Source organism: Micromonospora sp. NPDC005367 (assembly GCF_040606825.1).
Lineage (GTDB): Bacteria > Actinomycetota > Actinomycetes > Mycobacteriales > Micromonosporaceae > Micromonospora.
The window spans coordinates 1-22,721 of the sequence record NZ_JBEXFP010000074.1 but is presented as its reverse complement, the minus strand read 5'-3'; the positions used below and the strand labels follow the sequence as shown (position 1 = coordinate 22,721).

The 22,721-nt window shown below is 74.3% G+C and carries 14 protein-coding genes; 3 read left to right on the top strand and 11 right to left on the bottom strand.

Features of this window, described 5'->3' with window-relative positions; all coding sequences use genetic code 11:
- Positions 1-137 precede the first annotated feature (137 nt).
- The 11 genes from ABZS42_RS30660 to ABZS42_RS30610 all read right to left on the bottom strand — a co-directional run bounded on the left by ABZS42_RS30660 (position 138) and on the right by ABZS42_RS30610 (position 18,113).
- On the bottom strand, positions 138-368 hold the full coding sequence (locus ABZS42_RS30660) for a zf-HC2 domain-containing protein (protein WP_355151246.1): 231 nt from the start codon (positions 366-368) through the stop codon (positions 138-140).
- A 135-nt stretch (positions 369-503) separates the two neighbouring features.
- A complete protein-coding gene (locus tag ABZS42_RS30655) occupies positions 504-992 on the bottom strand; it encodes a sigma-70 family RNA polymerase sigma factor (RefSeq protein WP_355151248.1) in 489 nt (162 codons plus the stop codon).
- Positions 993-1,256: 264 nt separating this feature from the next.
- Positions 1,257-4,616, bottom strand: coding sequence for a right-handed parallel beta-helix repeat-containing protein (locus ABZS42_RS30650; protein WP_355151245.1), 3,360 nt, complete (start codon positions 4,614-4,616; stop codon positions 1,257-1,259).
- Entirely contained in the window at positions 4,613-7,432 is a 2,820-nt protein-coding gene (locus tag ABZS42_RS30645; RefSeq protein WP_355151243.1) for a hypothetical protein, read from the bottom strand. Before ABZS42_RS30645 ends, ABZS42_RS30650 begins: the two co-directional genes overlap by 4 nt.
- A gap of 57 nt (positions 7,433-7,489) precedes the next feature.
- Positions 7,490-9,112 carry a hypothetical protein gene (locus tag ABZS42_RS30640; RefSeq protein ID WP_355151241.1) on the bottom strand — a complete coding sequence of 541 codons (1,623 nt, stop codon included), beginning with the start codon at positions 9,110-9,112 and terminating at the stop codon, positions 7,490-7,492.
- A 58-nt stretch (positions 9,113-9,170) separates the two neighbouring features.
- Positions 9,171-10,346 (bottom strand): hypothetical protein, encoded by a 1,176-nt coding sequence (locus tag ABZS42_RS30635; protein WP_355151239.1) that lies wholly within the window; start codon positions 10,344-10,346, stop codon positions 9,171-9,173.
- Positions 10,347-10,784: 438 nt separating this feature from the next.
- Positions 10,785-11,894, bottom strand: a complete 1,110-nt coding sequence (locus ABZS42_RS30630; protein ID WP_355151237.1) for a putative sulfate exporter family transporter — start codon at positions 11,892-11,894, stop codon at positions 10,785-10,787.
- A gap of 19 nt (positions 11,895-11,913) precedes the next feature.
- A complete protein-coding gene (locus ABZS42_RS30625; protein ID WP_355151235.1) occupies positions 11,914-12,471 on the bottom strand; it encodes a cysteine dioxygenase family protein in 558 nt (185 codons plus the stop codon).
- 38 nt (positions 12,472-12,509) lie between these two features.
- Positions 12,510-13,463 carry a LysR family transcriptional regulator gene (locus ABZS42_RS30620; RefSeq protein ID WP_355151233.1) on the bottom strand — a complete coding sequence of 318 codons (954 nt, stop codon included), beginning with the start codon at positions 13,461-13,463 and terminating at the stop codon, positions 12,510-12,512.
- 105 nt (positions 13,464-13,568) lie between these two features.
- The gene (locus tag ABZS42_RS30615) at positions 13,569-17,321 is read right to left on the bottom strand and encodes a S8 family serine peptidase (protein ID WP_355151231.1); all 3,753 of its coding nucleotides are present in this window, start codon (positions 17,319-17,321) and stop codon (positions 13,569-13,571) included.
- Positions 17,322-17,537: 216 nt separating this feature from the next.
- Entirely contained in the window at positions 17,538-18,113 is a 576-nt protein-coding gene (locus tag ABZS42_RS30610; RefSeq protein WP_355151229.1) for a TetR/AcrR family transcriptional regulator, read from the bottom strand.
- A gap of 162 nt (positions 18,114-18,275) precedes the next feature.
- Between ABZS42_RS30610 and ABZS42_RS30605 the strand changes: the two genes are divergently transcribed.
- From ABZS42_RS30605 to ABZS42_RS30595, 3 genes are all read left to right on the top strand, one after another.
- A complete protein-coding gene (locus tag ABZS42_RS30605) occupies positions 18,276-19,085 on the top strand; it encodes an alpha/beta hydrolase (protein WP_355151227.1) in 810 nt (269 codons plus the stop codon).
- 378 nt (positions 19,086-19,463) lie between these two features.
- A complete protein-coding gene (locus ABZS42_RS30600) occupies positions 19,464-20,885 on the top strand; it encodes a hypothetical protein (protein WP_355151225.1) in 1,422 nt (473 codons plus the stop codon).
- Between the two features lie 154 nt (positions 20,886-21,039).
- Positions 21,040-22,721: S8 family serine peptidase (locus ABZS42_RS30595; RefSeq protein ID WP_355151223.1), on the top strand; the 1,682-nt coding region annotated here is incomplete at its 3' end.

Genomic DNA, 22,721 nt, shown 5'->3' with positions numbered 1-22,721 from the left:
GCCCGGGCCCCGGCCCAGGGCCCCCGCCCTTCACGGCCCGGTGACCCCCCGGCCCCGCCCCCCGGCCCGCGGACGGGGGGAACCCACTGTCGGCGGATGTCAGCCGAGGTGGGGCGCTCGGGATCCGTGCCGGACGGTCAGTCCCGGCGCTTGCTCTCGCCGGCGTCCGGCGACTCCAGCGCCTCGTCCGGACCGAGGCCGGCGATGGCACTGACGGTTGGACCGAGGCGCTCGCACTCGCGTCGGCAACGGCCGCATTCCAGCAGGTGCGCCTCGAAGGCCACCACCGCGTCCGGGCGGAGCGCACCCAGGAGGTACGGCCCGCAGCCGTCACACGTGCAGCGGGTACCGTCACCCTCGTCGGTCATCAGCGCGCCAGTTCTTCTCGGTGGCCTGGCTACCGTCTCGGCGCGGGCCAGGGCGACTCGCGAACTCGCGACCACTGTATGACGTGAGCGGCCGTCCGGGTCAGCATCCGCACATCCTGACCTCGCGACGAATCGTCAATCGGCATCGGTACGGCCGATCGCCGCCCGCAATGCCCGCAACGCGTAGTGCGCGCGCGACTTCACCGTTCCCTCGGGGATGCCGAGACGGGCCGCCGCCTCGTCCGTCGATCGGCCGCGGTAGTACAGCTCGATCAGCACGGCCCGGTGCGCGGGCGTCAGTCTCGGCAGCGCGCGGCGCACCGTCTGCACGACCACCACGTCCTCGGTCACGTCGCCGCTCGCGGGCAGCCGGGTGAGGTCGTTCAGACCCACCTCGGTGGGCCGAGCCTGGCGGGCCCGCGCCGCGTCGATGGCGATCCGCCGCGCGACGATGAACAGCCACCGGCGAACCGACTCGCTGCTGTCGGGCAGGCGGTCGAGGTGCCGCCACGCCTGCAACATCGTCTCCTGGAGCAGGTCCTCCGCGAGCTGGCGCTCACCCCAGCTCAACCGCAGCAGGAAGCGGTAGAGCGGCTCGGCGTGTTCGGCGTGCACCTCGCGCATCCGAGCCTGCGCCCGTGCCTCGTCGTCCGGCCCTCCGTCACCGCCGCCGGTGCCGGACGGGGCCGCGCCGACAAGCTTGGCCGGCACCAACAAGAAACCTCCCCGGTAACCGTCACGCCTCGCTCCCGCACGGGATCCCGGCGGTCGCCGGCAGGATCCATGTCGGAGCTTCGGTGAAGCATACGGCCAGGGCTGTGCCGTTCAAGCGAAACATTCACGAAATCATTACAAACGCCGGCAGGCACGGCACAACACTGGAAAGCGTCATGTAGCTGCGACGTCCTCGACGAGGAGCATCCTCAACTGCTCCACGCTCGGGTCACGCAACGACCGGATCCGGCCGGCCTGGCGAGTGATCGCCTCGTCAAGCACCTGCCGCGCGTACCGGCCGTTACCGAACGACCGGGTCCGCGGTACCCGCTCGAAGTGTCCACGCAGGGCCGCCAGCGTCTCTCCCGGACACTCGTAACCGCTCGCCGCGGCCAGGTTCTGGAAGATGGCGACCAGGTCGTTGGCGTCATAGTTGGTGAAGTGGATCCGGCGCGAGAACCGGGACGCCAGACCCGCGTTGGCCGCGAGGAACTCCTCGATCTCCTCCTCGTACCCGGCGGCGATGACGACCACCTCGTCGCGGTGGTCCTCCATCAGCTTGACGAGCGTGTCGATGGCCTCCCGACCGAAGTCCTGGCGGGCGTCCGGCGGCGCCAGCGTGTACGCCTCGTCGATGAAAAGCACGCCGCCCCGGGCCCGGTCGAACGCCTCCCGGGTGCGCTGAGCGGTGTGCCCGATGTACTCCCCCACCAGGTCGGCGCGGGCGACCTCCACCAACTGGCCGCCGGCGAGCACGCCCAACGCGGTCAACAGCTCTCCGTACAACCGGGCCACCGTGGTCTTACCCGTTCCGGGCGGCCCGGAGAAGACCAGGTGCCGGGAGACCGACGGCGCCGGCAGCCCCGCCCTGACCCGGGTCCGGATGGTCGCGAGCAGGTCGATCATGTCGGCCACCTCACGCTTCACCCCGGCCAGACCGATCATGGCGTTCAGCCGGCCGAGCAGCCGGTCGACCTCGTCGTCGCGCGCCACCCCGGCCTGCACCCCGGTCCCCGCCGGCGCGCCCAGGTCCTGCGGCAGCAGCTGCGCCAGCTCGACCCCGGACGGATCGCCGGCCTCGGAGAGCCGGTACGCCTGGCGTCCGATCATCTCCTCGAACACCTTCCGGGCCACCCGGGCGTTGCCGAAGTTCGCGTCCCGGCCCATCCCGTCGAAGAGGCTGGCCAGCGCCGTCCGGGTGTCGTACTCCAGCGAGTAGTGGTGCGTGCTGCAGAGCCGCTCCACGATGGTGACCAACTCATCCGTCGAGTAGCTCTCGAACTCGACGGTCTTGGAGAACCGGGAGGCCAGCCCCGGGTTGGCGTCCAGGAACTGGCGCATCTGCGCCGAGTAGCCGGCGACGATGACCACCACCTCGTCGCGGTGGTCCTCCATCAGCTTCACCAGGGTGTCGATCGCCTCCCGGCCGAAGTCGTGACCGTTGCCGCCCTCCACCGGGGCGAGCGCGTACGCCTCGTCGACAAAGAGCACACCGCCGCGCGCCTCGTTGAACTTCTCGGTGGTCTTCACCGCCGTACCACCGATGTGCTCGGCCACCAGGTCCGCCCGGGCGACCTCGACCAGTTGACCGGACTTCAGCACGCCGAGCGCGGCGAGAATGCGCCCGTACAGCCGGGCCACCGTGGTCTTGCCGGTGCCGGGAGCACCGGCGAACACCATGTGCCGGGACATCGGCGGCGCCGGCAGGCCGGCGGCGGCGCGGCGTTGGCTGATCCGGTGCAGCCCGACCAGGGTCGCGACCTCGTGCTTCACCCCGGCGAGCCCGACGAGCGCGTCCAACTCCGCCAGCAGCGGCGTCGCCGGGTCGGCCGGGGCGACCGACTGCCCGGTGCTCGCGGCCACCGTGGTGGCGGCCGGGGTCGGGTCGCCGGTGGCGACGGGTGTCGCGGGCACCGGAGCGGACGGCCGACCGGCGGTCTCCCCGGGGCGCGGCGGCTCGCCGCCCGACGACGGCCCGGACGCCCGCGAATCGTCCACGTCGACGCTGCCCGGCACGGTCAGCCGGATCGGCTCACCGCCGTTGCCGACGATGGTGGTGGTGCGCACCCGCACCGGCTCCAGTGTCTCTACGAGCAGTCCGTCGCCGGTGTTCTCCAGCACCTCGCAGCCGTCGAGCTGACCGGAGGAACCGGCCCCGAACTGGATTCCCGGTCCGCCGCTGCCGCGGACCCGGGTACGGGCCAACGTCAGCGTGGCCTCCTGCTGCACCAGGACGCCTGCCTGCCGGGCCCCGCCGAACTCGCAGGCGGTGACCGTGGCGGCGCCACCGGCGGCGAGCAGCAACGCGTTCGCCCCGGCGCTGACGGTGCTCTCCAGCATCGTGAGAGTCGCACCACGACCAACCTGGACGCCACCAGCCTGACATCCGTCGATGCGCGTTCCGCGCACGCTCGGGCCGGCGCTGTCGGCCACCCGTACGCCGTACTGGGCACAGTCGGTGATCGTGACGTTCTCGATGGCTGGGCGTGCCCGACCCTGCACCAGCAGACCTTCCTGTCCGCCCTGGACGGTCAGCCCGTGTACGGTGCCCGCCGACTCGGCGTCGAAGAGCAGCGCGACGCCACCGTCGCCGGAGACCCGACCGCCCTCGATCCGCGGCGCCGCCGAGCCGGCCACGGCCACGGCGGCCGATCCGGTGCCACTGATCTCACCGTCGCTGAACACTCCGGTCGCGGTCTCCAGCGCGTAGAACCCGTGGCCGGCGCTGCCGCTGACCCGGCACCGGGTGAGCACCGGGTCGGCGGTGCCGGAGAGGACCACGCCGTGGCCGCCGACGGCGCGCAACTCGCACTCCTCGAACGTGGGGCTGCCGCCGGCGACGAAGACGCCCGCGCCGGAGGTGTCGTGCACGGTGGTACGCACCACCCGGACGGCACCGTGCTCCTCGACGGCCACGGCCGGCCCCTCGACGGCGCTGATGTCACACGCCTCGACGCTGCCCCGACCGCCCCTGGTGACGAGCACGCCCGCGCCACGCACGTCGGCCAGGGTGCAGTCACGGAACACCGGGTCGGCTCCGCCGGTGATCACGATCGCGGCGCTGTCCACGTCGCGCACCGTGGTCCGCACGACCTCGCCGGTGGCGTTCCCCTCGATCAGGAAACCCGCGCCGGCCGGATTGCTGACCCGGCAGTCACGTAGCTCGAACCGGCCGCCCGGAACGTGCACCGCCACGATGCCCTGCCCGACCACGTCGCAGTCGGTGAGGTGCAGGCGGCCCTGCCCCACCTGGACCGCGGGCAGGTCGGTGCCGCCGCCACGCAGGGTCAGCCCGCGCAGCGTCGCCGTGCCCCGGGCGGCGAAGACCGCCACGCCGTCACCGCCGTCGATGGTGACCGTGCCCGGCCCGTCCTCCGCGGTCACCACCACGTCCCGCGTCAGCCGCAGCTGCTCGCGGTACGTGCCCGGCTGGACGACGACTGTCGCCCCCGGCGCGGCCGCCCGGACGGCCTCCTCGATGGTCGACAGGTGTCCCGGATCCGTCTGGGACACCAGCAGCATGCCGTTGCTCACGCGCTCCCACCCTTGTTCACCGCGGCAGCGCCGGCGAGTTCCGCCGGTCGCTGGAAGGGGCGGCCCTCGTCGTCCAGCCCCGGGGCGAAGCCCGTCGTCCGGCTCGCACCGGTACGCGGCGCCGCCCGCAGCTGGGCCAGGATCCGCTCCGAGTCGTTGCGTCCTCCGCGGCGCGGCTCGGCCGCGTACGTGGCGCCGAGATCCTGCAACATCACCCGCACCGGCGCGCCCTCGCCGGGTTGTTCCTCGACCGCGAGAACCAGGAACCGGCTGCCCGGCTGGAAGACGGCGCCGCCCGGATCGGTGTCGGCGGCCAGCCCGCCGAGCCGATGGGCGCTGACCGACCAGATCGCGAACTCCACCCCCGACGGCGGGACCGCTCCGGCGGCCAGATCGACGTCGACGAAAGCCGGCTCGGCGAGCACGTCACCGGGGCGGTACGCAGCCACGTGCGCGAAGTCGGCGGGTCCGGGCCGGAAGACCGGGCCGAACACCGACGGGAGCCGACGCAGCCCGTACGTGGCCCAGCGGGCCAGCAGCTCGGCCCGCTCGGCCTCCTCGTCGTCGCCGCCACCGCGCAGCAGCCCGTTGACGTACTCACGTCCGCCGTCGCAGTACGCCCGCACCGCGACGAGCCCGGCCGCGAGGTCGGCGACCGCGCCCGCCGCGGCCCGCAGTCCCGGCGACTCGGCCAGGGTCCGGGTGACCACCCGGGCGTGGGCGTCGTAGCGAGCGCCGACCGCCTGGCGCAGCGCCGCCCGGTTCGCGACCGTCAGCTCCGGATCGGCGCTCGGAAGCCAGCGTGCTCTCGGCACGTCGGCAACGGGACCGGCGAGCCCTCCGGACGCGGCAGCGGGAGCGTCCGCACCGCCGTCGACCGCGTCGCTGCCGCAGGGGCGCGCCACGGCGGTGGAGGTCCCGGGCACGTCGGGGGAGGCTCCGGACATCCCTGCGGGGGTCGCGTCGGCGCTCGACACGACCACGCCCTCGGGCAGACCGGGGACGGTCGCAGCCGCGCCGGGAAGGCTGATCCGCACCGGAGCGACCGGCTCGGGCCGGTCAGCCGCGACGGCCGCCGGAGCGCCGGAAACCGGCTCGGCCGTGACACCCGAGGGCGCGAGCGTGACCGGTCCGGCCCCGTCGCCGGGTGCCGTCACCGCCCGCGACGCCGGCAGTTCGGCCGGAACGCCCTGTGCGGCGCCGGGCGCCGTCGCGGCCGGACCGGCGGGGACCGGCGCAGGCTCCGCCGGTTCCGGCGGCCCGGGAGCCACCGTGACCGGCGGAACCGCCGACCGGATGCGCCAGCGCTCCGGATCGAGCAGTACGGCGATCGCGGCGTCCACCGGCTCCGGCTCCGGCTCCGGCTCGGGTCCGATGCTCGGGCCGCCGGCGGCGTCGACGCCGGCCGGGAAGTCCGGCTGTCGTGCCGGCCCGCCGGGTGCCGGGACCGGGTCGACCGCCGGGCCCGGATCGGTGAGCGACCCACCGACCGCCGGGCCCACGGCGGACGGCGGAACGGTCCGCGTCGTGTCTGCGCCCGGCGGACGGTCGGCGGGCACGACGCGACGGCCGACCGTGCCCGGCAGCGGCGGCAGCACCTGGCCGACCACCCTGATCTGACGCGCCGGTCGCCCCTGGCCCGGTCGGGCGCGCCGGGGACTCCAGCGGCGGAAGACGCCGGCGGTCCGCAACAATCCACTGCTGGTGTGCTGCACCTCCCCGTCGGCGGCGTAGACGTGGACGGCCAGTGCGTCGGCCAGGCCGCCGTAGAGCAGGTCGGCCGCCGGCCCGGAGACGGTCGCGCCCCGGGTCACGAGCACGACGGGTTGGCGTGCGTCCGGGCGGCACGCCGCGACCAGTCTCGCGAACGCTCGCGGTGGGGTCGGACGGCCCCCGACCCGGAACCCGGTCGCGCCGACGGTGACCTCGACGACGAAGCCGGCGAGCGCCGGAGCCGGCCGGTCATCGGCCGGATCATCCACGAAGGACCAGCCCGCGCGGGTACGCACGCCGGGCAGGTCGGGGGGCGGGGTGGCGACTTCGCTCGGTGCGGCTGCGGTGGGCGCAGGGCGGGGCGGCAGCCAGATGAGGGGCGGACGCTCGCGCGGCACCGCGACCACACCGTCGAACCGGGACACCAACCACCAGGGTCCCCCGACGGGCCAGACGCGGCGTATCGGCCGAGGTGGCGCCTCGGGCGACGACGGCGACTCCGCCCACCCGGGCGCGGGTGACGAAGGCGCGGACGGCACAGTCGCGGGCACGGGCGAGGCGGGCACGGGTGGCACGGGTGCGGGTGACGAAGGTGCGGACGGCGTCGCGGGCGATACCGACTCGGCGTCTGCCGGAACCGGCGGTGGCCAGGCGGCCGCCGGGCGGGGCGGCCAGTCGGGCGAGCACATCACCCAGATCGAGCCGAGCGCGTCGGCCGGCAGGAGATGTCCGCCATCGGGTGCCACCACCAGCCCGACGACCGGAACGAGCACGTCCTGGCCGACCCACTCGGCCAGCTTCCGCGCCGCGGGAACCGCCTGGACGGAGGAGGCGTACGCACCCGTCGCGACGACCCGGACCGCCCCGGCACTGCCGCCGAGGTGCTCGATCAGCAGGTCCGGGAGAAGCTCGAAGAAGTCGGTACGGCCCGTCACCGTCGGCGCGCTCAGCACCGCGGTCTGCCCGGCCTCGACGGGCAGCGCAACAGCCAGCGCGACGAACGGTTCCCGGGCGTCCGCCTCGGTACGCAGCACCAGCGCGTCACCGGCGGTCTCCACGATGACGCCGGTCGTCGACGGCGGATCGGTCCAGCCCGGGGACATGGGACGGATCACCTCGCTTTCGACTGACGGATTGACGGAGTGGGCGGATCTCGAGGGTCAGCCCGCCTTCGCCGTTCCCGTCTGCCAGAGCGTCCGGCCGTTCTGCGAGATGGTGACGTTGCCGTCGTTCTGCAGCACGAGGATCGCGCCGTTGTGACCGTCGGTACGGGTGCTCCAGATCGTCGCCATGCCGCGCGTGTAGAGCACCAGGTTCCCGTCCGCCTGGAAGACCAACTGGTCCGCGCCCTTGCCGGAGGTCTGCGCGCTCCACACCCCGCGGCCCTGGTCGTAGAGCACGACGTTGCCGTCGGAGGTCAGGGTGAGGGTCAGCCGGTTGGTGCGCCACGAGCCGCCGGGGCGTAGCACCGAGGTGCCGTTGACCACTCGGGTCTGCCAGTCCGGCTTCTTGGGCGGCTTGCTGGTGCTCGCCGACCGGGTGGGCGACGGCCGGGTGGTCGAACCGCTGCCCGGCTTGGTGGCGGGTGGCCGGGGACTCTGCGGTGTCCGGGTGACGGTCGGCGTGCGGGGTGGCTGCGCGGGCGGTTCGGCGGCGAGTCGCGCGTCGGCCCCGTAGTAGCCGACGTACGTCGAGACCAGGTTCAGGTAGTCGCGTACGGCGGGGTTGTCCGGCACTCCGCCGGCTTGGCGTACCGCCTCGGGGCCGGCCCGGAACGCGGCCAGCGCCGTGCGGTACGGGTCCGTGCCCACCCCGGCCAACTCGCCGACGAGAGAGCACATGGTGTGGGCGAGCGCCGGGACGGCCGCGCCCGGATCCCAGGGCGAGGCGGCCGCGGCGAAGGGCGCGTACCGGGCCCAGCGTTCCGGCGTGAACTGGGCGATGCCCTGTCCACCATCGACGCTGAGCAGGTTCGGGTTGAATCCGGAGGAGGCCATCAGCTGGGCGGCCACCCGGGCGGGCGAGAGCGCGGGGCAGCGCCCGCCGGCCTCGCGCACGGCCGCCAGGTAGTCCTCGGGCACCGGTCGCGCGGGGGTGTCCCGGCTGGGCGCCACCCCGACCGGTCCGTTCGCCGTGGTCGGGGTGGCGGTGCCGGACAGCGGCTGGCGGGCGTACCAGGCGGCGTATCCGGCGACCGTGTCGACGTACTCGCGGGCCGGGACGGGAACGCCGCCGGCCTCGCGTACGGCGGCGATCCCCGAGTGGTACGCACCCAACGCGAGCAGCCACGCGTCGCCCTCGACGCCGGCCTGCCGGACCTGCCCGACGAGGTCGCAGGTGAGGTGGGCGAGGGCGGTGATGTTGGCGGCATCGTCGGCCCGGTGTGCGGCGACCGTGGGCTTCCACCGCTCCCATGACGCGTCCGACAGTCCGGCCAGGCCACTGCCGACGGAAGTCCGCGCGTCGGCGTCGAACCCGGAGGCGGCCATCAGCTGCCCGGCGAGCCGGGCCGGGGTGAGCGCCGGGCAGGAGAGCGCCGCCGCGGCGACCATCCGCGCCTCGCCGGCCGGTACCGGCAGACCGACGAGCTGCCGGGCCTGCCCCGCCGTGGCGCGGCCGAATCCGGAACTGGCCACGACGCCGGCGGCCCCGGCCAGCACGAGCAGGATCAGAGCGGCCGTCCAGCGCCGGGCGGGACGGCCGAACGGGCCACGGGGCGCGTTGAGCCCGCGCAGCATGTGCCGCAGCCGGGGCCGGCCGCCACCACCGGGAGCCATGGACACCGTTGGATCCCCCTCAGCAAGACGCTCGGTTGTACGACGGAGATCATCCCTGGTCGGTTCAAACCGGCTTCGCCGTGGCGGTCCCATCCGCGTCACCGCCGCCGGCGGGCTCGTCGACGGCGTCGGCCACATCGGACTCCTCGACCGCGTCGACGCCGCCCGCTGCCGAGGTGTAGAGCACCGACAGCGCCCGGTGCAACGCCACAGCGTCGACCTCCGGGGACCGGTACGCGTTCTTCCGGATCTCGGCGAGGAGTGCGGGATCGGGCGCCAGGCCGTAGCCGCGCAGGTAGTAGCTGACCGCGTCGCTCCAGATCCACCGCCCGTCGGTGCGGAACGCGGTCGGCACCGCCGGCTCTCGGGTCGGGTCGACCACGTCCGGAGCGAGGTCCGGGGTGATCAGCAGCGGCACCCCCTCGTCGAGGTAGCGCGCCACCTGGTCGGCCTCGGTCTCGTCGAGTAAGGGATGGTCCGGCTCGAAGCCCGGGCCGACGCCGGGCTCGAAGGTGTCGAAGACCCGCGCCACGGCCGGCGTCTCCCCCGGCCTCGCGGTCCACAGCAGCGCGGAGAAGCCGAGCGCGGTCCGCTGGTAGGCGGGGAGCGCGTCGGCGTCCACGAACGCCTCCACCTGCGGATTGTCCTCGCCCGCCACGGTCAGCGCGTCCTGGAGTCCGGCGGCCAGTGCGGGCAGGGTCGTCTCGTGGTCGGCCTGCAGCAGGTAGACCCGCCGCGGCGGCGGCCACTGGGTGCCCATCGCCGGGAACCGCCAGGTACGCCAGAGCGCCCGGGCGGAGGCGTCCGCGGCGAGCGACGGCATCGCCGCCACGGCGGCGGCGTCGGTCTCGTCCAGCCCACCCGGTCCCTCGTACGGCTGGGTCAGGTCGACGGCGTACGGCACCGCGTCGCCGTGTTCGGCGAGCACCTCCGGGCTGACCGGGGCCACGCCGTACAGCGGCTGCGGATCGGCCTCGGAGCGTTCCAGGTCGGCCAGCGCCTCGACGTCCTCGCCGGCGTCGGTGAGGGTGTCGGCCAGCAGCGCCGCCTCGGCCTCGGTCACCGCGACCCGCGCGGCGAGCGCGGCGAAGACCACCGCCTGCGCGATCTCCACGAGCTCGTCCGCGACCAGCCAGCGCCGGGCCTCGGCGATCAGCTCGTCCGGCAGCCGACCGGCCATCCGCAGCAGCAGCTGGTGGAAGGCGGCCTGTTCCTGCCGCACCTCGCCGATCTGCGTCATCAACCCTGCTCCCTCCGCGTCGTTCCGGTCGGCCCGAGCGGAGCACCCGGCCCGGCCACCCACGACGGTCGACGGTCGGCGGCGCGCTTCGGTTCAATCCGGGCCGCGGTCATGGCGTCGACCGGCGAGCCGGGACGCGTCGCGGCCGGTTGGGGATCGACTCGACGTCCCGGAGTGGGACGTCGGGGCGGCGCGGGGCGCACCTCGAACCGGACGATGAACAATTCGTACATACGTCGGGCGCGGCGCACGCGGGGCCTCCGCCACGCCTGACCGGGCTCGCGGCGGCCGAGGCCGGCGCACCGCTGAACGAGGGAACCCGCGACCGGGTGCGGCCCGGTCGCGGGCCCGTGGTGAACTCGGTGGCGAGCCGCCGGTACGGCCCGTTCGGAGTCTTGCGGTGCTGGCGCCCGCTTCGGGGCAGCCGGCGACAACTGATCAGGTCGTGAGCAGCACGCCGGCGTACGACACGCCGGCGACGACCGCCCAAGCGCTCAGACCGAGCGCCGCAGCCCGTCCGCCGGTGCGGGCCAGCGTGGGCAGGTGCACCGCGCTGCCGAGGCCGAACAGGGCCGCGGTGAGCAGGATCTCCTGTGCCAGGGACGCGCCGTCGAGCACGCCCGTGGGCAGCCATCCGGTGCTGCGTACCGCGATCATGACCAGGAATCCGACGACGAACAGGGGCACCAGGGACGGCTTCGCCGTGGGCGCGCCCCCGGCCCGCTCCGCGTGGTGGGCGCGCGCCCGCCGGCGCAGCCCGATCGCCACCACGGCGACCAGCGGGGCGAGCAGAGCCACCCGCATGAGCTTCACCAGGACGGCGTCGCCGAGCGCCGCCGGTCCCGCGGTCTGCGCGGTGGCGACGACCTGTCCCACGTCGTGCACACTCGCGCCGACCCAACGCCCGAACTCGGGGTCGGAGAGCCCCAGCGGATGCTGCAACAGCGGGAGCACGGCGATGGCGAGCGTGCCGCAGAGCGTCACCAGGGCGACCGAGGCGGCCGCGTCCTCCTCGTCGCTGCCGGTCGCCGCGCTGACCGCCCCGATCGCCGAGGCGCCACAGATCGCGTAGCCGGCGGCGATCAGCAGCGGCTGGTCACCGGGCAGCCCGATCCGGCGGCCCAGCCACCACGTGCCGGCAAACGTCGCGGCCACCACGGCGATCACCATCACCAGGCTCGGCCACCCGAGTTCGCGTACGTCCTGCACGCTCAGCTTCAACCCGAGCAGCACGATGCCCAGCCGCATGAGCCGCTTACCCGCGACGCTGAGGCCGGGCCGGGCCGCGCCGCGTACCCGGTCGCGGACGACGGGCAGGTGGGCGGCGGCGATGCCCAGCACCACGGCGGCGGTCAGCGCCGGCACGGCGGGCACCAGCCAGTGCACGGCCCAGGCGGCGGTGGCGCCGAGAGCGGCGGCGATCAGCCCGGGGAGGACCTTTCGCCCTCCCGCACGCTTCGCAGCGCCCGTACGGTCGGCGTCGTCGTGCCCCGCACGGGCCGGTTCGGCCGAGTCGGTTTGGTGCGCGGTCGTGCCGGTCAGCGCCATGCCGGCACCCGTGTCCTGTTCACTGCTCGTCGGTCGGATTCTCGTAAACGCGACGGACACTCGACCCGAGGCGGGAGATGTCGGCGCCGTAGATGTGCAGGGAGATCGCCTTGCCGTCGCCGCCGTTCCAGACCCGGTGGATGTCCCCGGGCGGCGCGAAGCCGCACACCTCGCCCTGCCGGTTCACGACGTCCTGGGTGGCGACGAGCCGGGCGGCGAGCCCGTCGGAGACGAGGCGGTACCGCCGCTCGTGCTCCTCGCCCTGGTGCACCCCCGTGACGCACCAGGCGACGTGATCGTGGATCGAGGTCCGCTGGCCGGGCAGCCAGACGAGCGCGACGATCGAGAATCCGCCGTCACGCTCCGCATGCAGGATGTGCTGGCGGTAACGCTCCGGATCACCCTCGCGCTGCGCCGGGGTGAGCAGGTCGGAGGCGCCGAGGTGCGGGGCGAGCCGCTCCCCCACCAGGTACGCGGTCAGGTCCGGCGGCAGGCCACGGTCGACCACGGCCCGAACATCCTCGACCAGCCGGGCGAGGCGGGCGGTGGTGGCGACAGTGGCAGTCGGCGTGGTCATGACAACCAGCGTGACTCAGAGTGACCCATCACGTCCAACTACAGTTCCTTAGCCGATCCCAAGAATCTCTTATGGCTCACGCCACCGGTGGAATCGGCGCGGCGTCCCGCCACCGTCGCGAGCGCTTCCAGCAACCGGGCCGTCGCGGGGATGCGCAAATGCTCGCGCAGGACGTACGCCGACACCTGCCGCCGCGAGGCGGGCGCCAGCGGTCGCCCCCGGACCTTGTCCCGGCGGAGGAAGGGGAGGGTGAGGCCGGGCATCATCGCGACGCCGAGCCCCTGCGCGACGAGCGCCTGGACGGCGAGGTTGTCGTCAGTGGTGAAGACGATGTCGGGTGTGAACCCGAGCTGGGCGCACTCGTGCACGAAGTTGGTGCGGCAGCGCAGGCAGCCGGCGATCCAGCGCTCCTGCGCGAGGTCGGCGAGCTGGACCGCGCGGCGCCGGGCCATCGGATGCCCGACCGGCAGCAGGACGGTGAGCTGATCCTCCAGCAGCGGGATCTCCACCAGCTCGCCAGGCACCTCCTCGCGAAGGCCCGGGTACGTGAACGCGAGGGTCACGTCGCTCTCGCCCTGCACCACCCGTCGCAGCGAATCAGGCGGCTCGTCCTCGAGCAGTTCCACCCGGATGCCCGGATGTTCGACGGCGAGCAGGGCCATCGCCTCGGGCACCAGGGTCGCGTTGGCGCTGGGGAACGCGCAGACCCGTACCAGGCCGGTACGCAGCCGCGCGATCGCGGCCATCTGCTCCCGGGCGACCGACATGCTGCCGAGGATGTTCTGGGTGTGGCGAGCCAGCGTCTCCCCCGCCTCGGTGAGCCGCAACCGCCGCCCCACCCGGGTGAAGAGCGGGGTGCCGACCTCGCGTTCCAGGGCCTTCATCTGCTGGCTGATCGCCGGCTGCGTGTAGCCGAGGGCCTGGGCCGCCGCCGAGTACGACCGCGTCCGGACCACCTCGTGGAACGTCCGGATGTGGCGCGAGTCGAACACCGTCGAATCATAGGTCGGTCGCCGGACCGCCGCACACGCTCGGTGACCAACACCATCGGGCCGGCCCGGGACGTCGCCGCCCCGGGCCGGTCCGTGTCACCGCAGCTACCGCAGCCCGAAGGCGCGTACGACGGTCTGGGTGACCGTGTTGCCCACCGAGTCCCGGGCGGTCACGCGGAGCGAGGCGAATCGCGCCGACTTCGGGGCGGACAGATCGAGCCGCCAACCGTCGTGCTCGGCCCGCAACTTCGTCGCCCGTTGCCAGGTCCGGCCGTCGTCGTACGACAGCTCCACGCCGACCGTCCGGATCGTGCCGGCGTGCCATGCCTCGTCGAGGTGGCCGGCCGAGACGGTCAGCCGGGCGTTGCGCCGGGCGCGCCCGGCCGGGTCGGCCTCCACGCCGTAGTCGAGCTGGATCAGCGGAAGCTGCCGCACCGACTCCGGGTCCGCGTCGGGAAACTCGACACCCCACTCGGTCGCTGTCCTGGTGGAGTACGGCGAGACGTCGTCCTGGGTCGCCTCGGTGACCAGCCGCACCGGCCGGCCCGGCTCGACCGCGGCGCCGATCCCACCGCCGGGCGTCGAGGCGATCAGGTCGTCACCCTGGTAGATGCTGGTCGTCTGGGCGACCTCGGCCCCCCAGGTCATCCCGTGGTGGTGCGGCTCCGCGTCGCCCCAGCTCGGCAGCCCGTACGTGGACAGCTCGGTGCCGACGAGCACCGGCGTGCCGGACAGCAGCGAGCGCTGCGGCACCCGGGGCCGCGCTACGGGCGCGAACCAACTCTGCTCCGTACGACGACCGGCCGGGTAGGAGACCGGCTCGGAGGCGAGCACGAGCGGAGTGAGGTTGGCCATCTCCAGCCATTCGTTCCCCGCGTCGGCGGAGAGCCAGTCGGTGCGCGCGCCCTGCGCTGGGAAGGGCAGCGAAACCCCACTCAGCGCCGTGGTGGGTTCGTCCGGTGAGACGTTGTATCGGAGCCAGACACCGGATCCCGGGTTCGGGTTGCGGAACGACACCTCGACCCGGGCCAGGTCGCCGCCGCGAGGGCGGTAGGTCAGGTTCCCCGGCACCGCGCCCGGGTGCCGGTCGACCAGGTCGTAGAGGTAGTCGGGGGTGGCGTGCCCCTCGACGGTCAGGCGTTCGTCGCCCCGTCGGATCCGCTCGATCAGCTCCTCGCCCTGGTCGCGGCCGAGCGAGGCGACCGGCAGCGGCGTCTGCGGGTCCGGCACGTCCGCCCAGGCGTCCAGCCGCCCGTACCCGTCATTGACGAGGATCATCAGCCGGGCGCCGGCCGCGGCCGCCGCGTCGGCCTGCGCCAGCGCGGTGGCCGGATCGGTGTGCCGGACCACCACCACCTTCCCGCCCACCCGGGCCCTGGCGACGTCGGCCGGCGTGGTGCCCGCGACGAAGACGGCGTCGAGGTCGTGCCGCCCCTGCGGGCCGATCTCGGAGCCGCTCTGCATCCGCAGGTCGTCGTACTGCCCGCCCTTGCCCTGCACGGTGAGCGGCGGCTGGATCATGGACCACCGGAAGCCGAGGGTGAAGGAACCCTGCTCGACCCTCCTGCCCGTCGGCGTGGCCCAGAGGCTGTCGTAGCGGGGGTCGAGGAGGTAGTTGTCGGAGAGCCGGTACCGGTCGGGATAGGAGCGGAAGTAGTGCATGCCGAGCCCGGCGAGGCTGGTTCGCTGCGGGGTGACGGCGCTGACCTGCCGCAGGGTACGGGCGTCCAGCGTGACGGTGCGGGCGTCGTCGCCGACGACGATCTCGGGGGCGACCAGCACCGCCCGGCCGACCGAGTGCGCCCCGTGCACACCGGGCACCTCGGCGTGCATGAGGATGCTGTACGTGCCGGGCCGTACCTGCAGGTCGAGCCGGCCGCTCTCGTCGACCTCGTAGAGTTCCGGCACCACGTCCCGGGTGATGTCCTTGAGCAGGACCTGTCCGGGCAGCCCGCTGCCGTTGCGGTCCTTCGTGGTGACGGTCAGCCCGACACGCTGCCCCTTCTTGTCCAGCCCCACCAGGGTGTGCAGGCGGGGGGTGCCGGCCGGGCCGGTGCCGACCACCGTGGCGTACGCGTAGCCGTCCTCGTCGGCCATCTGGTCCAGGTCGGCGTGCACGGTGACGCTGCTCGTGCCGTGCGCGGGCACGGTGACCTGGTCGGTGGTGAGGGTGAAGAGCCCGGGCGGGGCGGTGGGCGCCTCGACGTTCAGGTCGAGGGTGACCGGTGTGTCGCCCGTGTTGGTGTAGGTCACCTTCTGCTCGGTGCGCTGCCCGGGCTCGTACGGCCAGTGCAGCGCGGCGAAGTCGACGCCGGTGGCGAAGACGGTCGCCGCGACGGCGCCGGCGACGTCCACCCGACCCGCGCCGCCCCGGTAGGCGTCGTACTGGCGGGTCACCTTGCTGGTGCTCATCAGCGCGTCCTTGAGCTGTCGCCCGGTCCACTGCGGATGGGCGGCGGCCAACAGTGCGGCGGCCCCGGCCACGTGTGGCGTCGCCATCGAGGTGCCGCTCATGCTCTGGTACGGCCCCTCACCCTCGGGCGCGTACCGCGAGCGGGCGGCGAGCACGTCGACCCCGGGCGCGGTGATGTCGGGCTTCAGGGCGTTGTCGCCGGCGCGCGGCCCACGACTGGAGAAGACCGCGAGGCGGTCGAGGTTGTCCACCGCGCCCACGGTGAGGGCGGCGTCCGCGCTGCCCGGCGCGCCCACGGTCTGCATGTCGGGTCCGGAGTTGCCGGCGGCGATGGTGAACAGGGCACCCGTCTCGGCGCTGAGCTGGTTGACCGACCGGCTCAGCAGGTCGGTGCCGTCGCTGGGCGCGCCGCCGAGGCTCATGCTGATGACCCTGGCCTTCGCGTCCCGGGCGGCCCACTCCATGCCGCTGACGATCCAGGAGTCCTGTCCCTCACCGGCGTCGTTGAGGACCTTGCCGACGTGCAGCTCGACGCCGGGGGCCACCCCGCGCTCCCGGCCGTCCGAGGCGGCGCCGGTGCCGGCGATCGTGGAGGCGACATGTGTTCCGTGGCCGTTGCGGTCGGTCACCTCCTGGCCTGGTACGAAGCTGCGGGCCTCGGCGACCTGCCCGGTGAGGTCCGGGTGCCCGGCGTCGACGCCGGTGTCGAGGACGGCGACCGGTACTCCCGCACCGGTGTTGCCGGCGGCCCACACCTGCGGCGCGCCGATCTGCGCCGTGGTGTCGGCCAGCGCGGCGCGCACCTTGCCGTCCAGCCACACCTTCGTCACGCCGCCGGTGAACCGCACCGGTTCGGCGTGGGCCCGCTTGGCGGTCGCGGCCCCGGCCGCTGCACCGGTGAGGGCGCTCCAGAAGCGAGCCGCCTCGCGGCGGTCGGCCTCGACCGCCGCGCCCTGCACGCTGGGCAGTTCGCGGACACGGGTCGCACCGGTCGGCGTGCTCTTGGCCCGCGCGGCCGCGTCCGCGTAGCTGAGAATGAGCGGCAGCCGATCCCGGTGCGCGTCGTCGTAGCCGTCCTCGATCAGCTGGGTGACGTTGAAGAGTCGCTGGTCCAGCAACCCCGATGCCACATAGCGGGAGATCGAGTCGGGATAGACGTAGGTGTCCTCGCCGTACGTGGTGACCTGGGCGCCGACCGGCTGGCCGGCCGGCCCGCGCACGTCGGTCGCGAGGCCGCCGGGAGTGGGGGTGAGCGTGACCCGGTCGCCGTTCACCAGGGTGATCCGGCGCGGCGCGCCGGCCAGGGCCTGGTCGGTACGGGCTACGGGGGACGCGGCGACGCCACTGCTGCGTGGCGCGGCGGCCGCGGGTGTGCCGACGCCGAGGGCGAGGGCGAGGGCGGCGGCGAGTGCCGCCTCGCGTCGGCGGATTGGACGGACGTTCAAGGACCCGGCTCCGTTCGTAGGGGGCGGAACGTTGCGGAGCATGATCGCAATCGATCGTCACGCCGGGTCGGTCGGGGCATCCACAGCGGACGTCGGTTCACGACGTACTCCGGTCCGTGCCGCCCGTCGTAGGGACCGCCACCCCCTGGCGGTCCCTACGCGCGGCTGGTCGTCGCATCGGTCGCCGCGGCCGGGCACCGGCTCCGGCGGCGAACGCTAGGCCCCGTCGGTGGTGAGCAGGCCGCGCAGCAGGCTGCGCAGCGCGCGCTCGAAGAGGTCCGTGGCCGGCGGCGCGCTGACCGGTCCGCTGAACGCGGCGAGCAGATGCGGGTACGGCGTGACGTCGAGGCCGACGAACGTGAGGGCCTCGCCGGCGGTGCGTTTGCGCGCGAACAGGATCGCCACTCCGTTCATCATGCCGATCGCCTCGAACTTGGCGGCGAAGCTCGCCTGCACCGGTGCCATCACCTTCAGGCAGGCGTCGAAGAAGGCCAGCGCCTCGGGGCCGATGGCGGAGGCCCGCTGGCTCAGCTCGAACAGCCACGGGTGGCGCTCGTGCACCGCCCGCTGCGCGCGGGCCATCCGCACCAACGTGTCCAGCCAGTCGCCGTCGGGCTCCGGGTACGGGCGCAACTCGGCGGCCACCCGGTCGGCCATCAGGTCCAGCAGGTCGTCCCGGGAAGAGAGGTAGCGGTAGAGCGAGGCGGCTCCGGTGTCCAATCGGGCGGCGACCGCCCGCATCGACACCGCCGCCAGCCCGCTGGTGTCCGCGATCGCGATCGCCGCCGTCACGAGTTCGTCCCGGCTGTGGGCGGGCGCCGGACCCCGCGTTCCGCGCGCCGGTCGCCGAAAGATCGATTCTCGCTGGGGGTGGCCGGATTTCGGGGTCGCGTCGTTCACTGATCTACTTTAAACTGCAAACATCGTTCGCAGTTGCGGGAGAGGTGGGCACTCATGAAACCGGTCATCGCACCTGATGGCGAGAAGATCGTGCTGCATTCGACCGGCACCGGCCCGGACGTGGTCGTCGTGCACGGCGGCGGGGTGACCATCGAGCCGTACCGCAGGCTCGCCGCCGCCCTCGCCGACCACCACACCGTGCACCTCTACAACCGGCGCGGCCGGGCGGACGCACCGGCCCGCCGCGAGCCCTACTCGGTGCAGCAGGAGGTCGAGGACCTGGCCGCCGTACTCGCGCACACCGGGGCGCGCACGGTCGTCGGGCACAGCTCCGGCGGCTTCATCGCGCTGCGCGCCGCGCTCACGCTGCCCATCGCACGACTCGCGCTCTACGACCCGGCCGTCTCCGTCGACGGCATCTTCAAGGCCGAATTCGTCCCCCGGGCACGGGCGGCGCTGCGCGCCGGTCAGACCGCCCGTGCGCTCGCGATCGTCGGCGCCGCGGGCAACCCCCAGTCGCCGGCGTCACGACTGCCCCTCGGCATGCAGACCGCGCTCTGCCGGCTGCTGCTGCGCCATCCCGTCGGGCGGCAGATGGGCGAACTGCTCGACATGACGCTCTACGAGACCGCCGAGATCGCCGCGCACGACGGTCCACCCGAGCAGTACGCGGGCGTCACCGCCGAAGTGCTCTTCGCCTACGGGCAGGCCGGCCCTCCGCACTACCCGAGGCTCGCGGCGGCGCTGACACCCGTCCTGCCACGGATGCGGGTGCTGCCGGTTCCGCGCTGCGGTCACGACGGCATCAACCGGGCGCCGGCGCAGCTGGTCGAGCCACTCGCCGCGTTCCTGGCCGCGGCTTGACCCACCGGCCCGCGTCGGCGCCGTCCGATCAGGAGGCGCCGTCGAGCCCGGACCCGAGCACCCCCAGCACCAGCCGGGCAGGTCCGGAACGTCCGTCCCGGACCTGCCCGACCGGCTCGGCGGCCCGCCGGTCGTCCAGACAGGAGCCACCGGTGAGGTCGCCGTCGCCTGGCGCTTCCGCTCGGTGCCTCGTTCACCGGGCGTACCAGGGCCCGACGCGGTTCGCCGCGCGGAGACCGGGTCGCGTACGGTCTGGGCCGAACCCGCGGGGTGAGCGTTCGCGAGGGATGGTGCGGAATGGGCAGGTGGGTCGGGAACGGGCCCGATCGGACGCCGGCGACCGGATCCGGCGCCACGCGAACACGTCGCGGCCCGTGGTTGCTCCTCGGTCTGGCGCTGGGCCTCGTCTCGATCAGCACGTCGGTCGCGACGCTTACCGTCCCGGCTCCGGCGCGCGCCGCCCAGCCGGGGTCGGCGCTACCCGAAGCCGCGCCGGCCGCCCTGACCATCGCCCGGTCGAGCACCGGCACGCCCGCGCGAGCCGGTGCGCCCACCACGACGGCCGGTTCCCCGGCGGCCCCGGCCCCGACCCGGTACTACGTGGTCGGGCCGCCCCGCGACGGCCAACGCGACTACCTCTACCAGATCGCGGTGCAGACCCTCGGCGACGGCAACCGGTACCGGGAGATCTTCGAGCTCAACCGTGACCGCCGCCAGCCGGACGGCGGCACACTGGCGGACCCGCTCACGGCGCTGCGACCCGGCTGGATCCTCGAACTGCCGCCCGACGCCAAGGGGGCGGCGGTACGCGTCGGCCCGCTGCCGTCGCCATCAGAGCCGCGGCCCAGCGAGCCGGCCGCCGCGGAGGACGGCACGAGCGCCACGCCGTACCTGGTCGGCGCCGCCGGGCTACTCGTGATGGCGGCGTTGCTCGCCGTCGTGCTGCGATTGGCGCGGGGCGGCCACCGGCCACGACCCGCCGAGGCCGCCGCGCCCGCCGAACCGGAGACCGCCACACCCGCCGAACCGGAGACCGCCACACCGGCCGCGCCCGAGACCGCCGCGCCCGCCGAGCCTGCGGAGAGCACCGAGCCGGCGGAGGCCACCCGGTCGGCCGAGCCCACCGAGGTCGAACCCGACGACGCGAAGCCCCGCCCGGTCCCCCGTCCCGAGGTCGCCTTCAACACCGACGCCACGGGATCCCCCGAGGTCGCGGCCACGACCGTCGTCGTCGAACGCCCCGTGTCGCTGCTGGCGACGTCGGGGCGGGTGGTGGTGCAGCTCGAATCCCTTGCGGACGCCCCGGACCGGCTCGACGTACGGCTGCTCGGCAGCGCACCCGACGGCATCGCGGAGACGCCCTGCGCCTGGATCGGCGACGGTCGGCTGCCGGACGCGGCGCTGCCCGTCGTCCTCGGCCGGCAGGGCGAGCGGCGACTCTTCGTCGACCTCGCCGCCGCACCCGACGTCTTCACCGTCACCGGTGTGCCGTCCGCGGCCCGCCGGCAGGCACGCGCGATCGCCGAGCAACTCCGTACCGCGGGTGCGACGGTGATCGTCGTGGGCGACGCACTCGGCCCCGACCTTCCGTCCGGGTACCAGCGGCTGGAGGTGTTCCCCGACGCCGACCGCGCGGCGTCGGCCGGACCGGCCGTGGTGTTCAGTGGCGGCCTGCGCGGGGCGGAACTGAGCACGGCGCGCACCCTGGCCGACCGTACCGGCCGCCGGGCGGTGCCCGTGCTGGTCGGCGAGGTGGTGCGGTCCCGCTGGTCGGTACGGGTCACCGAGTCCACCCGTTGACGCGGGCCGGCGGCACGACACGACGAGCACGTCGCCGGACCGCACGGATCGGAATTTGAACCGGTGGGCCTGGCGCAGCGTCGTCGGTGAAGGCGACCGCGCGGTTCCACCACGGGTCGTCCACAGGCACACGGCGAGGCGAAGGAGGCCGGCGGTGACGGCGAAGGTGCGGGCCTGGCCCATCCTGCTCGGCAGCGTGGCCCTGGTGGCCGTCCTGCCGCAGGTGACCGGGCGGGATCAGACATCGGACGCGACCGTCCCGGCGTCGGTGTCCGTCACGGTGTCGGCGACGCCCACCCCGTCCGCGGGCAGCGCGGACGCGGACAGCGGCGCGTACGTGAAGTACTACACCGTGGCGTCGAGCCCGGACAGCGCGGAGAACCTGGCGGCGATCGCCGGCCGGTTGCTCGGCGCCGCCAACCGGGCCGAGGAGATCTACCGGCTCAACGTGGGCCGCAAGCAGGCCGACGGTCAGACCCTGACGGACTCCCGTCAACTGCGCGCCGGCTGGGCGCTCATCCTGCCCTGGGATGCGGTCGGGGACGGCGTACGCATCGGCCCGATGCCCACGCAACCGTCGTCCGGACCGGACCAGGCGCCGGCGGTACCGCCGGTGACCATGCCCAAGCCGTCGGCGCCCGGCAAGGGCACCCGCCCGCCGACGTCGTCCCGGTGCGCCAGCTCCGTGCCGTCGCGCCCCGACTCCGGTTGGGCCCAGGAGCGGATGGCCCCGGACCAGGCGTGGGGCCGTACGCGTGGCGCGGGGGTGCTCGTCGCGGTCGTCGACTCCGGAGTGGACGGCAGCCTTCCCGAGCTCGGCGGGCGGGTCGCGGTCGGCGCGGACATCCCGTCCGGCACCGGCCGGGGCGACGTCGACTGTCTCGGCTCGGGCACCGCGATGGCGAGCATCATCGGCGCCCGCCCCGGCGACGCCGCGGCACCGGCCGGAACCGGCCCGACGCGGCCTGCGACGGTCGCCGGAATCGCGCCGGAGGCCACGATCCTGCCGGTGCGGGTGGTCGGCGACGTGCCCAGGTCCGAGCCGGCTGACGCCGCGACCGCGATCGAGGTCGCGGTCTCGGCGGGCGCCCGCGTGGTCGCGCTCGGCGCCTTCGTCGACCTCACCGACCCGGCGGTGACGGAGGCGATCGGCCGGGCGTCCGAACACGACGTCGTGGTGGTGGCTCCCGCGCCGGCCGGCACCGACGCCTCGCCGTCACCCGCCCCGAACACCGGACCGGACGCGCTGCTGCGGGTCGGTGGAGTCGGCCCGGAGGGGCAACCGGCGGCGAACTACCGGCCCTCTGGGGCCGACGTGATCGCGCCGGGCATCGACGTGGCCAGCCTCGGGGCCGGCGGTTCGGGGATACGTGCCAGCAGTGGTTCGCAGTACGCCGTCGCCTTCGCGGCCGGCACGGCGACCCTGGTCCGGTCGGCGTTCCCGAACCTGAGCGCCGCGCAGGTCGTACACCGGATCAAGACCACGGCGGACCGGGCCGGACGCCCCGACGCCGACCCGGCGACCGGCTGGGGCATGATCGACCCGAACTCGGCTGTCGTCACGACCCTCGCCGAGGAGGCGCCATCCGCGCCCGGCGACGGCGGCGGCTCCGGCCCCGTGCGGATTTTCATCGTCGCCCTACTGGCCGTGGCCGGGATCGCCGCGATCGCGGTGCTGGCCCGGCGTCCCTCCACCGCCGGCGACGCGGCCGAGGAGACCACCGACGCCGCCGACGACGCTGCGGGAGACGGACACGGCACCGCGGACGCGGACGCCACCGCGGAGGCCGGGGTCCCAGCGACCGCCGCCGGAGCGCCGCGAACCGGCGCGGCCGG

Coding starts and splice junctions, on each gene's coding strand:
- ABZS42_RS30645 (WP_355151243.1), bottom strand. CDS start 7,432: ATGTCCCCGGGCTGGACCGATCCGCCGTCGACGACCGGCGTCATCGTG.
- ABZS42_RS30630 (WP_355151237.1), bottom strand. CDS start 11,894: ATGGCGCTGACCGGCACGACCGCGCACCAAACCGACTCGGCCGAACCG.
- ABZS42_RS30635 (WP_355151239.1), bottom strand. CDS start 10,346: ATGACGCAGATCGGCGAGGTGCGGCAGGAACAGGCCGCCTTCCACCAG.
- ABZS42_RS30655 (WP_355151248.1), bottom strand. CDS start 992: ATGCGCGAGGTGCACGCCGAACACGCCGAGCCGCTCTACCGCTTCCTG.
- ABZS42_RS30625 (WP_355151235.1), bottom strand. CDS start 12,471: ATGACCACGCCGACTGCCACTGTCGCCACCACCGCCCGCCTCGCCCGG.
- ABZS42_RS30660 (WP_355151246.1), bottom strand. CDS start 368: ATGACCGACGAGGGTGACGGTACCCGCTGCACGTGTGACGGCTGCGGG.
- ABZS42_RS30605 (WP_355151227.1), top strand. CDS start 18,276: ATGAAACCGGTCATCGCACCTGATGGCGAGAAGATCGTGCTGCATTCG.